We start from the raw sequence: 13,457 nt of genomic DNA, 5'->3' as shown, positions 1-13,457 counted from the left end.
CATGCCGCTGAATCCCACGATCGAGCAGGTGCTCGACATGATCGCGCGGGCCAAACGCCCGCAGTACCACCAGATGAGCGCGCAAGCGGCGCGCGCGTCGTACGAGAAAAGCGCGCCGATCCTCGAGATCGCGAGCGCGCCGATGTTCTCCGTCGAAGATCTGCGCGTGCCGACGCGCGACGGCGCGACGATCCGCGCGCGCCTGTACTGTCCGGTCGAGCCGGGCTGGGCCGAGCCGCTGCCTGCCTTCGTGTACTACCACGGCGGCGGCTTTACGGTTGGCAGCGTCGATACGCACGATGCGCTGTGCCGGATGTTCGCGCGCGACGGCCAGTGCGCGGTGCTGTCGGTCGATTACCGGCTCGCGCCCGAGCACAAGTTTCCGACCGCTGTCGACGACGCCTTCGACGCCCTCAGCTGGCTACACGCGCACGCGGCCGAATTCGGCATCGACGGCACGCGGCTCGCGGTGGGCGGCGATAGCGCGGGCGGCACGCTCGCGACGGTTTGCGCGGTGCTCGCGCGCGACGCCGGCCTCGCGCTCGCGCTGCAATTGCTGATTTATCCGGGCACGACCGGCCATCAGCAGACCGACTCGCACTCGCGCCTCGCCGACGGCTTCCTGCTGTCGGGCGACACGATCCAGTGGTTCTTCGAGCACTACGTGCGAGATAGCGGCGATCGCGACGACTGGCGTTTCGCGCCGCTCGACGGCGAGCGCGGTGCGCCGGATTTTCGCGGCGTTGCGCCCGCGTGGATCGCGACCGCCGAATACGATCCGCTCAGCGACGAGGGCGATGCCTATGCGGAGAAACTCCGTGCGCTCGGCAATCCGGTCACGCTCAAACGCTACGCCGGCATGATCCACGAGTTCTTCAAGATGGGCGGCTTCGTGCCCGAAGTCGCGCAGGCGCATGCGGACGCCGCGGCGGCGTTGCGCGCGGCATTCGGCATCGGGTGAGGGCGGTGATCGCGAAGCGATGAGCGCCCCGCCGGCCAGGCGGTGCTCAAACGATCACGCCACGCTCATCCGGTCGCGCTCGACATTGAACGCGAAGCTGCGCTCGAAATCGCCGGGCCGCACGATCCGGTGCGAGCCGTTGTCGTCGCTGCGCTCGGCGACCGCGACGCCGATCACGTCGCCATAGGCGGCGACGCGCAGCGCGGTGGTGCTGCGCGTGCCATAGTCCGGCGATTCGATGAACGCCGCCGACAGGACGCGTTCGCGTTCGAGCGGAATACCGGTCGACGGCAATTCGTCGTCGCGCGCGAGCCGCGGATCGCGCATCAGATCGATCAGGCGTTCGAGCGGCGGCATCGGATCGCGCGCGAGCAGCGTGCCGAGCTCGCCGCGCTTTTTGACCAGCTTCGGCCACGCGGTATCGAGCACCGCGTTCGAGATGCCGTGCGTGCCCGGCGCGAGCAGCGCGGGACCGCTGTTTGCGTCGACGGCGCCGCGATTGCAGTACCACGCGAGCTCGCGACGCGTCCAGTCGCCGACCAGCAGATTGAAGCCGTTGTAGATGTCGCCTTTTTGCGCGACGTGCCGCAGATACGCGAGCGGCGTCTCGTGCGGATTGCCGTCGGCGTCGCGCGCGGCGCTCGTGAGCCAGTCGCTGACGAGCGTGCCGCGGGTCGGCGCATCGGCGCGCATTTCGCCCGGCGCGCGGTAATTGGTCAGCGCGGCGAAGCGGCCGTCGCGCGATAACCCGAGCCACGTGCCGCCGCCCACGAGGTCGCGGCCCCCCAGCACCTCCGGCGCGTCGCGCCACCAGCCGATCGGCTCGGCCGTGCGGCGGAAGAACTCGTCGCGATTCGCGGCGAGCGTGAACAGCGGACCATCGAGCGCATCAGGTCGCCAGTCGAAAACGATCAGGCACATCGGGGAGCATCTCCCGTTCAGAGCATGGGGCGGCCGCCTGATGCAGCGACGCAGGCGGCAAACGAAAGCGGCAAAAAACAGACGAGAATAAAGCAGTCAATAAAAAACGGCGCCAGATTGCGCCGCTTTTTTTTTACCCTCTCCAACGATCAGACTTCGGCAGGCAGCCCGTAGGGCAGCGCCAGGAAGCGCAGCGCGGGGCCGTCGGCCGCGCCGACATGTACGCTGCCGCTGTCGAGCGCCGTGAGCTTGATCTCGACCAGCAGATCGACGCCGCCGCCTTGCGCCGATGCCGCGTTGACGATCATCCCGCACGGCTGGCCCGGATCGTCCGAGTGGAACAGCTCGGTGCCGGGCCGCACCGTGTCCAGCTCGCCGGCGACGTTGGCGAGCGACGTGCGCCGCTTGATCGTGCCGCGATACTGGCTGCGCGCGACCACTTCCTGACCCGGATAGCAACCCTTGCGGAAATTGACCGCGCCGAGCACGTCGAAGTTGACCATTTGCGGCACGAACTGCTCGACGACCGGCTGCGTGATGCGCGGCTCGCCCGCGCGGATGTCGAGCCAGTCCCACACGGCCGGCGACACGCGCTTTAGCCTGCCGTCGAGCGACGGCAGCAGCGCTTCGATCTGCGCTTTCGGGCCGATCCACAGATAGCGCAGGCGCGCCAACGCATCAGGCACGCGGATCAGCGTGCCCGCTGTGCCGTCGACCTGCACGTGCACACCGTCGGGCAGCGCGTCGAACACGCCGGACAGCGCGCCGCGCACGTCGCCCGCGAGGCCGACCACCGCGAGCTCGCCGCTCGCGTCGGCGAGCTTGGCCTTGGCGCGCAGCACGAACATCGACAACCGCTTTTGTACCGCGGCCTGCACGTCTTTCGATACCAGCAGGCGGATCGTATCGCCGCTGCGCCAGCTGAGGAGCGACGCGAGCAGCCGGCCCTTGGCCGAGCAGTAGCCGCAGAGGCGCGCGTTCGCGGCGTCGAGATGCTGGACGTCGTTGGTCAACTGGGCGTGCAGGAAGCTCGCCGCGTCGTCGCCGGTCGTGTCGATCACGCCGAACTGCGGCAGCGGCATGTACGCGCCATGCTCGAGCACGGCGGTGAATTCTTCGGCCGACGGGCGCGGCAGGATGGGCAGGGCGGCGGGCGCCGCCGCGGCGGGAGTGAGACCGGAAGCGTTACCTGAGGCGTTCACGAGCGGTGTGTTCATGGATTCCGGGAACAGTCAATTCTGACTTTGGCTAAGGCAAACAGTCATTATATTCAGTCCAGCCCTGTCGCGTTTCGCAAGTCCCTGGCGAATGAAGGCTTTCCGAGAGCCTTGCGCAGCAGAGGATTGCACGTTATCACCCTGCGGCTGTGCCCATATTGTGACCATGTTGGGGTGTTCTGCCAGAGAGGGTCCGGCGCAAGATGGGCGGGCACCCGACGTGCCGGATCTGCTGTCCGCTGCCGCGGTCACAGACGAGCCGCCGCCGGGGTGGCTGCGGCGGGGCCACTGAGTAAGGCGGACGAGCCACTGTCATTCCGTGGGCGGCTTGGCCGGTGCCCAGTCCATCGGCTGCTCAGTCGTGATTTTCAGCCGTTCGCGCAATTCGGGATGCGCGATTGCCTGAATCAGAATCGCCATTCCTCCAAGCTTCCGAGCGTCCTCGTCTGTCACTGGCAACATTGAATTTTCCGGAGCATCCGGTGGGATAGTGATTGCCAGCGCTCGATCAATCGCCGCTTGCACGTGAACCCGTGAAACTGTGCACATCTTTAATTGCTGAGTATCGGCGTCATAAAAAATGACGCTAGCCCGATCCGGTTTAGTCATCTCAATATCCCCTGCATGCCTGGAATTTATCGAATGCTCGCTGTGTGCAGAGCGCATAGGTGCGTGGATCTTGATACATTGCTCGGGCCACCTGACACTGCTCCATGTCTGAATGGTAGTCCGCGAAACACTCAGCCTCATCCATCTCACTGACGGCACGCGCTGCCAGTTCCTGCACATCGCCGAACTGCGGATCCTCGGTGTACTCAAACGGCCGCACATCGCCGAGCGGCGTCGATACTGGCGTGGCGATGGTTCCATCTGGCAAGACGTCGCCGGGGCGGGCGTACCAGATCGCGAGGCCATCGTCGGCGGCCAGCCGCGGCAGTTTGGGGCGCTCGAATGAGCGCGCGGCACACACCAAGGGCAGCGCCCTCCGGAATAGCTGCGACGGCGTAACGGTTGGATAGTACGGCCGGATCTGCTGTTGGACAGGCGCGCCGCTTCCGCGTGAGGCGCGCGGCTTCGGCGCGACTGCAATCACATCGCCACGCTCAAGGGCGGCCCGTAGCGCCTGGGCGAGTTGATCCGATGCAGCCCCGCTCGCATACGCGCCGCCGCGCACATTGCGCATGAACTCGACGAGCCGCGGTAGCTGGCGCGTGTCATGCGTAAGCTCCCATGCGCTTGCCGAGGCAATGAGCTTCCGGCCGGCTCGCGCTTCGTCGCTAAATGCGTTGCCGCGATATTCCTGCCGCGTGTGGAGCATGCAGCCCCAGTCGGTTCCGACTTTGAAGTCGATCGCCATGCGCCCCGTCTGTAACGTCAGATCAGCCGGCATACCTATGGCCGGGACCCGATCGTGCGTTCCGAAAGAATGAATTCCGATGCGAACCCTATTGTTGTTGTCGTACCGCCTTGGCGACCACAAGAATTCTCAGAGCGGAACGGGGCGTGGAGTCTCCCAATTGCCGCAACTCGTGCTCGGGTCTTTCGCGGCGGCGTGCAGGTCGCCCTTGAACCGTCGTTTGAAACTGTCAACAACGGCCAAAAGCGGCAGGAGCCGAAAAGGCGTTTGGTCGGGAATTGTCGAACCTTTGAAACTCTGACCTATGTTGTGACAGCGCACGCCTCGACTAGCATCAGACCGACGCCAGCGGATTTCATATTGTTTTTTCCGGCCGTGACCATCTGGTGCCCGCATCTATACAATACAGGTCGCAAAAGGCCGAAAGGGCTGCAATACGGCACAGTCTCAATGTTGACCGACGCAAGACTTTCCCGTTAAAAATCAGTTCGTTGCCATCTAAACGCTAATTCTTTCCTGTCGTGTCCCTTCTGAAGAAATGTTTCGTCGCCGGCGCGCTCGTCGTTGTGCTGGCCGCGGCGGCCATCGCCGCTGGATACTACTGGGCCACCCGCCCACTCGAATTGACCCCGGCGCAACTCGACGTCACCGTCAAGCCGCACAGCAGCCTGCGCAGCGTCGCGCTGCAGCTCAATCGCGGCGGCGTGCCGGTCGAGCCCGAGCTGTTCATCGCGATGACGCGGTTGCTCGGGCTGCAAAGCGAGCTGAAGTCCGGCAATTACGAGTTCAAGAGCGGCATCACGCCCTACGAGGTGCTGCAGAAAATCGCGCGCGGCGACGTCAACGAATATGTGGCGACGGTCATCGAAGGCTGGACCTTCAAACATATGCGCGCTGAACTCGACGCCAATCCCGCGCTGAAGCACGACACGCTCGGCATGAGCGACGCCGATCTGATGAGCGCAATCGGCGCGCCCGAGGCGTCGATCGGCAACGGCGAAGGGCTGTTTTTCCCGGATACCTACCTGTTCGACAAGGGCACCAGCGACCTCGACATCTATCGCCGCGCTTACCGTCTGATGCGCGTGCGTCTCGACGAGGCGTGGCTCTCGCGCGCGCCAAACCTGCCGTATAAGACCCCGTACGACGCGCTGACGATGGCGTCGATCGTCGAAAAGGAAACCGGCAAGGCGTCCGACCGGGCGCTCGTCGCCGCGGTGTTCGCCAACCGTCTGCGCGCCGGCATGCCGCTACAGACCGACCCGACCGTGATCTACGGAATGGGCGACAGCTACGCCGGCCACATCAGGAAGAAAGACCTGCAGACCGACACTCCATACAATACCTACACGCGGATGGGCCTACCGCCGACGCCGATCTCATTGCCGAGCGTCGCGTCGCTGCAGGCGGCGATGAACCCGGCGCAAAGCAACGCGCTGTACTTCGTGTCGCGCGGCGACGGCAGCAGCATCTTTTCTGACACCCTCGGCGAACACAACAAGGCCGTGGACAAATACATTCGAGGGCAATGATGGCGCGCGGCAAATTCATTACGTTTGAAGGCATCGACGGCGCGGGCAAGACCACCCATCTGGGCTGGTTCCGCGAACGGCTCGAGGCGAAGCTCGCGCCGAGCGGCCGCCCGGTCGTGATGACACGCGAGCCGGGCGGCACGCCGCTCGGTGAGCAGATCCGCGATATCGTGCTGCATCAGAAGATGGATCTCGAAACCGAGGCGCTGTTGATGTTCGCGCTGCGCCGTCAGCATCTGGCCGAGGTGATCGAGCCGGCGCTCGCGCGCGGCGATTGGGTGCTGTCCGACCGTTTTACCGATGCCACTTTCGCCTACCAGGGCGGCGGCCGCGGCTTGCCGCGCGACAAGCTGGAGACGCTCGAGCGCTGGGTGCAGGGCGGTTTCCAGCCGGATTTGACCGTGCTGTTCGATTTGCCGCCCGCCGTCGCCAACGAGCGGCGCAGCGCGGTGCGCAATCCGGATCGTTTCGAGAGCGAGTCGGCGGCGTTTTTCGAGCGCACGCGCGCCGAATACATGCGCCGCGCCGAAGAAGCGCCATATCGATTCGCTATCATCGACTCTTCGCAGAGCATCGTTCGAATTCAGAAGCAGCTTGAGGAGTTGATTGCAAGCCTCTGATTCGAAATAGATATAACTGCTTCTTATAATCTCGTGCAAGTTCACTCGACATCTGAAGTAGCGCCTACAACCGATTGATTCAAAAAGACAAACGATGATCTATCCGTGGCAAGCCGATGACTGGAATCGCCTGCAGCAGCTGCACGGCCACTGGCCGCACGCATTGTTGCTGCACGGCCAGGCGGGCATCGGCAAGCTGCGTTTCGCGCAGCACCTCGCGCAGGGTCTGCTGTGCGAGGCGCCGCAACCGAACGGCGAGCCGTGCGGCGCGTGCGTGGCCTGCAACTGGTTCGCGCAGGGCAATCATCCCGACTACCGCATCGTCGTGCCGGAGGCACTCGCCGCCGAAGCCGGCCTCGCGAACGCCGCGAACGGCGCCGACGACAAGGCCGAAAAAGCCGATGGCGACGAAGGCAAGAAGACCCGCACGCCGAGCAAGGAAATCAAGATCGAACAGATCCGCGGTCTGCTCGACTTCGTCGGCATCGGTTCGCATCGCGGCGGCGCGCGCGTCGTCGTGCTGTATCCGGCCGAGGCGCTCAACGTCGCGGCCGCCAACGCGTTGCTGAAGACGCTGGAAGAGCCGCCCGCGGGCGTCGTGTTCCTGATGGTGTCGGCGCGCCTCGACCGTTTGCTGCCGACCATCATTAGCCGCTGCCGTCAGTGGCCGATGAGCGTGCCCGCGCCGGACACCGCCGCGCAGTGGCTGGCCGCGCAAGGCGTCGACGACGCTCGCGCGCTGCTCGCCGAAGCGGGTGGCGCGCCGCTCGCCGCGCTCGCGCTCGCCAGCGACGAAAACCGTCCGCTGCGCGACTGGACGCTCAAGCAGCTCGCGGCCGGCGCCGGGTGCGACGCATTCGCGTGTGGCGAGGCGCTGCAGAAACTCCCAGTGCCGCTCGTGCTCGGCTGGCTGCAGCGCTGGATGTACGATCTGCTCGCGCAGCGCACCGCCGGCGCGCCGCGCTATTTCCCGCAGGCGTCGGCCGCGCTCACCCGCTGCGCCACCCAGGCCGACGCCAATGCATTCGCGCGTTTTCTGCGCACCGTCACGCGCCAGCGCGCGGTCGAAAACCATCCGTTGAACGCGCGGCTCGTGTTCGAGGAACTGTTCATCGGCTATCGCGCGCTGTTTGCGTGAGCCCGCAGCCGGACAGCCTGCCGTCTTTTTTTCATTCAAGCCAACCGCCATGAGCCTTTCCTACCGCGACGCCACGCTCGACGATTTGCCCGCGATCGTCGCCATCTACAATTCGACGATCCCGTCGCGCCAGGTCACCGCGGACCTCGAGCCGGTCAGCGTCGAGAGCCGGCATGGGTGGTTTCATGCGCACAGCCCGCAGAAGCGGCCGCTGTGGGTGGTCGAAGATCCGAAGCAGGCGGGCCGCGTGATCGCGTGGCTCAGCTTTTCCGATTTTTATGGCCGGCCGGCTTATCAGCGCACCGCCGAAGTCAGCATCTATCTCGACGAGCGCGCGCGCGGCCAGGGACTCGGCAAGCAACTGCTGGCGGCGTCGCTCGACGCGGCACCGGGTCTTGGCATCGATACGGTGCTCGGCTTCGTGTTCGGTCACAATGAAGCGAGCGTGCGGCTGTTCCGCGGCTTCGGCTTCGATGCATGGGGCACGCTACCGCGCGTCGCGGTGCTGGATGGCGTCGAGCGCGATCTGGTGATTCTTGGCAAGCGTCTTGCGCACGCCGGTTGAGCACGCTGCGCAAGCAGCGCCACCTGAGCTGTCCCAAGCGGCCCCAGCCACGCCATCGCCCAGCCGCAAGCCCCTTTTTCGCAGGACCTGACCATGTTTGTCGATTCACACTGCCACATCAACTTCGAAGGACTCGCGGACCGTCTGCCGCAAGTGCTCGAAAACATGCGCAGCCATTCGGTCTCGCACGCGTTGTGCGTGTCGGTGGATCTTGAAACGCTGCCGTCGGTACTGGACATCGCCAGCCGCTATGACAACGTGTACGCGTCGGTCGGCGTGCATCCCGATCACGAGCACATGCGCGAGCCGAGCGTAGCCGAGCTGGTTGAGCTTGCCGGGCACCCGAAGGTCGTCGCGATCGGCGAAACCGGGCTCGATTACTACCGCCTCGAAGGCCGCTCGATCGCCGACATGGAGTGGCAGCGCGAGCGCTTTCGCACCCACATCCGCGCCGCGCACGCGACCAGCAAGCCGCTGATCATCCACACCCGCTCGGCGTCGGAAGATACGTTGCGCATCATGGCCGAGGAGCGCGCCGGCGTGCCGGGCGGCGTCATGCATTGCTTCACCGAACCGTGGGCCATCGCCGAGCAGGCGCTCGCGCAGAATTTTTACATTTCGCTGTCGGGCATCGTCACGTTCAAGAGCGCGACCGATGTGCAGGACGTCGCGCGCCGCGTGCCGCTCGACCGTCTGCTGATCGAAACCGACTCGCCGTACCTGGCGCCGGTGCCGTATCGCGGCAAACCGAATGAACCTGCGTACGTCAGTTATGTCGGACGCTTCATCGCGCAGCAACGCGAGATGCCGGACGAGGCGCTGGCCGCCGTCACCACGCAAAACTTCTTCAGACTGTTCGGACTCGCCGCGCCGGCCGGAATCTGAACCAAAAAGCTGCGTAACATCAAAGGGATAGGAAGATTTCCTAAAGTACCATATGAAAAATATTTCGACGTCGTCCGCTGATTTCCAACCGCTGTCCGCCGGGTCGGCCGCCCGGGCTCTCGCGCCGGCGCGCCGTCTCGCGTGCGCCGCCGCGCTCGCGTGCGCGGCGCTCGTCGCGGTGCCCGCGCATGCGGCGCCGATCGACTCGCTGATCAAGTCGGTCAAGTTCGACGACGTCGACGGCGTCAACAAGCTGCTCGCGAAGGGCATGGACCCGAACAGCGTCGACAATCAGGGCATCCCGCTGCTCGTGATTGCCGCGCGCGAGAAATCCGACAAGGTCGCGGCCGCGTTGCTTGCGAATCCAAAAACCGATATCGAGATTCAGGACAAGGCCGGCGAAAACGCGCTGATGATGGCGTCGCTGGTCGGCGACCTGAACTTCGTGAATCTGCTGATCGCGAAGGGCGCCGAGGTCAACAAGAAGGGCTGGGCGCCGCTGCACTACGCAGCCGCGAACGGCCACGACGACATCGTCAAGGTGCTGCTCGACCACTCGGCCTACGTCGACGCGGGCTCGCCGAACGGCACCACGCCGCTGATGATGGCCGCGCGCGGCGGCCACGTTTCCACCGTCAAGCTGCTGCTCGACAACGGCGCGGACCTGTCGGTGAAAAACCAGATCGGCATGACCGCGCTCGATTTCGCCAAGACCTACAAGGAGCCGGACGTCGTCGAAGGGCTCACGGCGCGCATGCAGCAGACGCAGCAGCAGAAGCAATGACGTTTTGTCGGCAGGCGCCTCGCCATGCCGTGCCGCTTTGCAGCCGTTTTGCCCGAGCTGCGCGGCTGCCGGCCTGCTGCAGCCGCGTAAAACAGTGCAGAATGACGACTTCGGCGCGCCGCGTAGCGCGCCGTCCGGACGCGGCAGAAAGACCGCGTGAATAAACAACCCTGGAAAGGAACACCATGCTGCGGGCTTTGATTTTCGCCGGCGCGCTTGCCTTGCCGCTTTCGGCAGCCGCGTTTACGGGAGGCGACCTCAACAAGCTGTGCACCAAGACGGACGTGGCTTCGCGTAGCGCCTGCGCGGCCTACATCGAAGGCGCGGCCGACGGCATCTTCAACACGATCGACGCGATCGGCGGCACCACCGGTCCGCGCGTCGGCCAGTACTTCTGCCTGCCGCCGGATGCGCGCTCGGCGCAGTTGACCGACGCGGTGCGCAAGTACATCGCCGAGAACCCGAACGCCGCGGCCTACAACGCGAGCACGGCGATTTCGCTGGGTCTCGGCAAGGCGTTTCCCTGCAAGAGCGGGGGCTGATCGATAACCGCGGCGCATCGAAGAACCCGTTGTAACGCCCCGGCGCGGTCGTGCGCCCCGGATGTCAGTAGTCGCGCAGGCGCGCCGCCGCTCATCGAGCCCGGAGGAAGATGCCCGTTATGCCTACTATCGACGACTTCTACCGCGTGGCGGCCGCGCCGCTGCATACGTGGCTCGGCACGCTGATCGTGACGGCCATCGTGGCGATCGTGGCGAGCGGCATTCACCGCTTCGGCGCGCGCGTCGTGAAGCGTCTCGCGCGGCCGCACGCGCTGACGAGCGTCGTGCTGCGCTACATCGACAAGCCGTCGCTGTTCGCCCTCGTGATCCTCGCGTTCGCGTGGGTCTGGTCCGAGGCACCCGACACCCTCAACTTCATCGAACCGGTGCGCGACATCACCGGCATCGCGCTGATCGCCGCGCTGACGTGGCTGTCGGTGCGCTCGGCCGCGGCGATCGGCGAAGCGATCATCCGCGCCCATCCGCTCGATTCCGCCGATAACCTGCAGGCGCGCCGCATCCATACGCAGGCGCGCGTACTCGCGCGCTCGGTGATGATCGTGATCGTGATCATCGGTGTCGGCGGTGCGCTAATGACCCTGCCCAACGTGCGGCAGATCGGCGCGAGCCTGCTGGCGTCGGCGGGTGTCGCCGGTCTGGTCGCCGGTATCGCGGCGCGGCCGGTGCTCGGCAACCTGATCGCCGGTTTGCAGATCGCGCTGTCGCAACCGATCCGCCTCGACGACGTCGTCGTGATCCAGGACGAGTGGGGACGCATCGAGGAGATCACCGGCACGTACGTCTCGGTGCGGCTGTGGGATCAGCGCCGTCTGATCGTGCCGCTGCAATGGTTTATCGAAAATCCGTTCTCCAACTGGACCCGCAGCAGCTCGCAGATCATCGGCACCGTGTTCCTGTTCGTCGATTACCGGATGCCGCTCGCGCCGCTGCGCGAGGAGCTTGCGCGCATCGTCGAGAACGCGCCCGAGTGGGACCGTCGCGTGCAGGTGCTGCAGGTGACGGACTGCACCGAGCGCGCGATGCAGTTGCGCGCGCTCGTCAGCGCGCCCGATTCCGGCCTTGCGTGGGATCTGCGCTGCCGCGTGCGCGAAGGGCTGCTCGATTTCGTTCATCGGCATTACCCGGAATACCTGCCGCGGGCGCGTGCCGAGGTGTCGGCGGAGCTGGAGACCGGTGGCGCTGGCCCGAGCGACTGGCTGCCGCGCAGCCGGCAGGCGCCAGCCGGCAGCACCGCCGCGCATACCGAAGCCGATCCGGTGGCGAGCCGCATCGGCCGCACTGGCGCGGGCGAGGTCGCGCAGAAGACCAAGGAGCAGGCTTAGCCGGGCGTTGCGGATCGCGAATCGCGCGTGGCGAACGGCGACCGCCCTCGACAAGCCCGGCGATGCGCGGGCACGCAGATTGCTGTTCACGGGCGCGCCACGCCTGCTCAGGCGTCGCGGCGCATCGCAAGAATGACGGAGGACATGCACTATGGGCCGATTGATCGTCGTGTCGAATCGCGTCGCGACGCCGACGGAGACCAAGGGATCGGCGGGCGGACTCGCGGTCGGCGTATTCGGCGCGCTGAAGGATGCAGGCGGCGTCTGGTTCGGCTGGAGCGGCGACGTAGTCAGCGAAACGGTCGCCAACGCGGGGCCGATGCTCGAGCAGGACGGCGCGGTGACCTTCGCAACCGTCGGCCTCACGCGCAAGGACTACGACCAGTACTACCGCGGCTTCTCGAACGCGACGCTGTGGCCGGTATTCCACTACCGCAACGACCTCGCGCGCTACGAGCGCGAGGAGTACGCGGGCTACCGGCGCGTTAACGCATGGCTCGCTCACAAGCTGGTCAAGCTGCTCCAACCCGACGACATCATCTGGATTCACGACTACCATCTGATCCCGTTTGCCGAGGCGCTGCGCAGCGAGGGCGTGACGAACCGCATCGGTTTCTTCCTGCATATTCCGTTTCCCGCGCCGCAGATCCTGCTCAACATTCCGCCGCACGAGGAACTGGTGAAGTCGATGTCGTGCTACGACCTGCTCGGCTTCCAGACCGCCACCGACCAGCAGGCATTCCACGACTACGTGACGCGTCACGCGCGCGGCACGGTGAGCGCTGACGGCGTCGTCGAGGCGTTCGGGCGCAAGCTGCGCACCGGCGTCTACCGGATCGGCGTGTTCCCCGACGAAATCGCCGAGCAGGCCAAGCGCTACGAAAGCCGCCAGCACGTGCTCGAACTGAAGCAAAGCCTCGAGGGGCGCAAGCTGGTCATGAGCGTCGACCGGCTCGACTATTCGAAGGGACTGGTCGAGCGCTTTCGCGCGTTCGAGTTGCTGCTCGAACGCTCGCCCGAATGGCGCGGCAACGTCACGCTCGTGCAGATCGCGCCGCCTACGCGCTCGGACGTCGCGACCTATCAGAAGATCCGCCAGGATCTCGAATACGAGGCAGGGCGCATCAACGGCCGCTACTCGGGGCTCGACTACACGCCGATCCGCTATCTGAACCAGCAGTACGACCGCTGGAAGCTGATGTCGCTGTTTCGGGAGTCGCAGATCGGCTTCGTCACGCCGCTGCACGACGGCATGAACCTCGTCGCGAAGGAGTACGTGGCCGCGCAGAATCCCGACGATCCCGGCGTGCTCGTGCTGTCGATTTTCGCGGGCGCGGCCGCCGAGCTCTCTGGCGCGCTGCTCGTCAATCCGCACGATGCGATCGGCATGTGCGAGGCCTTGCAACGTGCGCTGCAAATGCCGCTCGACGCGCGCCAGCGGCGTCACGAGATCGACATGGCCGCGCTGCGTAAGAACGATCTCGGAGTGTGGCGCGACAGCTTCCTCAGGGATTTGCGCAGCATGCCAGTGCGCGGGTCGGGCGAGGGCGGCGGCCACAAATGACGGCGCGGCGACGGCCCAAAGCCCGCGC

At 65.6% G+C, this 13,457-nt stretch carries 14 protein-coding genes; 10 read left to right on the top strand and 4 right to left on the bottom strand.

The genetic code is table 11. The annotated features are described in order from the left end of the window. Nucleotide 1 precedes the first annotated feature (1 nt). On the top strand, nt 2–961 hold the full coding sequence (locus tag F6X37_RS01780; RefSeq protein WP_187610104.1) for an alpha/beta hydrolase: 960 nt from the start codon (nt 2–4) through the stop codon (nt 959–961). Nucleotides 962–1,015: 54 nt separating this feature from the next. On the opposite strand, the gene F6X37_RS01775 is transcribed toward F6X37_RS01780, so the two are convergent. From F6X37_RS01775 to F6X37_RS01760, 4 genes are all read right to left on the bottom strand, one after another. Beyond that, on the bottom strand, nt 1,016–1,882 hold the full coding sequence (locus F6X37_RS01775) for an NRDE family protein (protein WP_018418053.1): 867 nt from the start codon (nt 1,880–1,882) through the stop codon (nt 1,016–1,018). A 149-nt stretch (nt 1,883–2,031) separates the two neighbouring features. Then, nucleotides 2,032–3,099, bottom strand: coding sequence for a YgfZ/GcvT domain-containing protein (locus F6X37_RS01770; RefSeq protein ID WP_187610103.1), 1,068 nt, complete (start codon nt 3,097–3,099; stop codon nt 2,032–2,034). A 312-nt stretch (nt 3,100–3,411) separates the two neighbouring features. Next, on the bottom strand, nt 3,412–3,708 hold the full coding sequence (locus F6X37_RS01765) for a hypothetical protein (protein ID WP_090804775.1): 297 nt from the start codon (nt 3,706–3,708) through the stop codon (nt 3,412–3,414). 1 nt (nt 3,709) lies between these two features. Beyond that, nucleotides 3,710–4,456 carry a hypothetical protein gene (locus tag F6X37_RS01760; protein WP_187610102.1) on the bottom strand — a complete coding sequence of 249 codons (747 nt, stop codon included), beginning with the start codon at nt 4,454–4,456 and terminating at the stop codon, nt 3,710–3,712. Nucleotides 4,457–4,977: 521 nt separating this feature from the next. On the opposite strand from F6X37_RS01760, the gene mltG reads away from it, so the two are divergent. The 9 genes from mltG to otsA all read left to right on the top strand — a co-directional run bounded on the left by mltG (nt 4,978) and on the right by otsA (nt 13,429). Then, nucleotides 4,978–5,988, top strand: a complete 1,011-nt coding sequence (gene mltG / locus F6X37_RS01755) for an endolytic transglycosylase MltG (RefSeq protein ID WP_090804779.1) — start codon at nt 4,978–4,980, stop codon at nt 5,986–5,988. Beyond that, nucleotides 5,988–6,608: a dTMP kinase gene (gene tmk / locus F6X37_RS01750; protein ID WP_187610101.1), complete on the top strand. Its 621-nt coding sequence runs from the start codon at nt 5,988–5,990 to the stop codon at nt 6,606–6,608. The genes mltG and tmk overlap by 1 nt, the downstream gene beginning before the upstream one ends. A 94-nt stretch (nt 6,609–6,702) precedes the next feature. Beyond that, nucleotides 6,703–7,746, top strand: coding sequence for a DNA polymerase III subunit delta' (locus F6X37_RS01745; protein WP_090804783.1), 1,044 nt, complete (start codon nt 6,703–6,705; stop codon nt 7,744–7,746). Between the two features lie 49 nt (nt 7,747–7,795). Further along, nucleotides 7,796–8,311 carry a GNAT family N-acetyltransferase gene (locus tag F6X37_RS01740; RefSeq protein ID WP_187610100.1) on the top strand — a complete coding sequence of 172 codons (516 nt, stop codon included), beginning with the start codon at nt 7,796–7,798 and terminating at the stop codon, nt 8,309–8,311. Nucleotides 8,312–8,404: 93 nt separating this feature from the next. Beyond that, on the top strand, nt 8,405–9,196 hold the full coding sequence (locus tag F6X37_RS01735) for a TatD family hydrolase (RefSeq protein ID WP_184066684.1): 792 nt from the start codon (nt 8,405–8,407) through the stop codon (nt 9,194–9,196). 52 nt (nt 9,197–9,248) lie between these two features. Next, on the top strand, nt 9,249–9,980 hold the full coding sequence (locus F6X37_RS01730; protein WP_090804793.1) for an ankyrin repeat domain-containing protein: 732 nt from the start codon (nt 9,249–9,251) through the stop codon (nt 9,978–9,980). Between the two features lie 185 nt (nt 9,981–10,165). Next, nucleotides 10,166–10,522 carry a Rap1a/Tai family immunity protein gene (locus F6X37_RS01725; protein ID WP_187610099.1) on the top strand — a complete coding sequence of 119 codons (357 nt, stop codon included), beginning with the start codon at nt 10,166–10,168 and terminating at the stop codon, nt 10,520–10,522. A 119-nt stretch (nt 10,523–10,641) separates the two neighbouring features. Continuing rightward, a complete protein-coding gene (locus F6X37_RS01720; protein WP_187610098.1) occupies nt 10,642–11,865 on the top strand; it encodes a mechanosensitive ion channel family protein in 1,224 nt (407 codons plus the stop codon). 151 nt (nt 11,866–12,016) lie between these two features. Next, on the top strand, nt 12,017–13,429 hold the full coding sequence (gene otsA, locus F6X37_RS01715) for an alpha,alpha-trehalose-phosphate synthase (UDP-forming) (RefSeq protein ID WP_187610097.1): 1,413 nt from the start codon (nt 12,017–12,019) through the stop codon (nt 13,427–13,429). Nucleotides 13,430–13,457 lie beyond the last annotated feature (28 nt).

The organism is Paraburkholderia sp. 31.1, assembly GCF_014397645.1.
GTDB classification, from domain to species: Bacteria; Pseudomonadota; Gammaproteobacteria; order Burkholderiales; family Burkholderiaceae; genus Paraburkholderia; species Paraburkholderia tuberum.
The sequence above is the reverse complement of the archived record's forward strand: the minus strand, read 5'-3'. Positions and strand labels throughout refer to the sequence as shown.

What these genes read in the sequence shown, in the direction of transcription:
- F6X37_RS01780 (WP_187610104.1), top strand. Translation starts at nt 2, where the DNA reads ATGCCGCTGAATCCCACGATCGAGCAGGTGCTCGACATGATCGCGCGG.
- F6X37_RS01775 (WP_018418053.1), bottom strand. Translation starts at nt 1,882, where the DNA reads ATGTGCCTGATCGTTTTCGACTGGCGACCTGATGCGCTCGATGGTCCG.
- F6X37_RS01770 (WP_187610103.1), bottom strand. Translation starts at nt 3,099, where the DNA reads ATGAACACACCGCTCGTGAACGCCTCAGGTAACGCTTCCGGTCTCACT.
- F6X37_RS01765 (WP_090804775.1), bottom strand. Translation starts at nt 3,708, where the DNA reads ATGACTAAACCGGATCGGGCTAGCGTCATTTTTTATGACGCCGATACT.
- F6X37_RS01760 (WP_187610102.1), bottom strand. Translation starts at nt 4,456, where the DNA reads ATGGCGATCGACTTCAAAGTCGGAACCGACTGGGGCTGCATGCTCCAC.
- tmk (WP_187610101.1), top strand. Translation starts at nt 5,988, where the DNA reads ATGGCGCGCGGCAAATTCATTACGTTTGAAGGCATCGACGGCGCGGGC.
- F6X37_RS01745 (WP_090804783.1), top strand. Translation starts at nt 6,703, where the DNA reads ATGATCTATCCGTGGCAAGCCGATGACTGGAATCGCCTGCAGCAGCTG.
- F6X37_RS01740 (WP_187610100.1), top strand. Translation starts at nt 7,796, where the DNA reads ATGAGCCTTTCCTACCGCGACGCCACGCTCGACGATTTGCCCGCGATC.
- F6X37_RS01735 (WP_184066684.1), top strand. Translation starts at nt 8,405, where the DNA reads ATGTTTGTCGATTCACACTGCCACATCAACTTCGAAGGACTCGCGGAC.
- F6X37_RS01730 (WP_090804793.1), top strand. Translation starts at nt 9,249, where the DNA reads ATGAAAAATATTTCGACGTCGTCCGCTGATTTCCAACCGCTGTCCGCC.
- F6X37_RS01725 (WP_187610099.1), top strand. Translation starts at nt 10,166, where the DNA reads ATGCTGCGGGCTTTGATTTTCGCCGGCGCGCTTGCCTTGCCGCTTTCG.
- F6X37_RS01720 (WP_187610098.1), top strand. Translation starts at nt 10,642, where the DNA reads ATGCCTACTATCGACGACTTCTACCGCGTGGCGGCCGCGCCGCTGCAT.
- otsA (WP_187610097.1), top strand. Translation starts at nt 12,017, where the DNA reads ATGGGCCGATTGATCGTCGTGTCGAATCGCGTCGCGACGCCGACGGAG.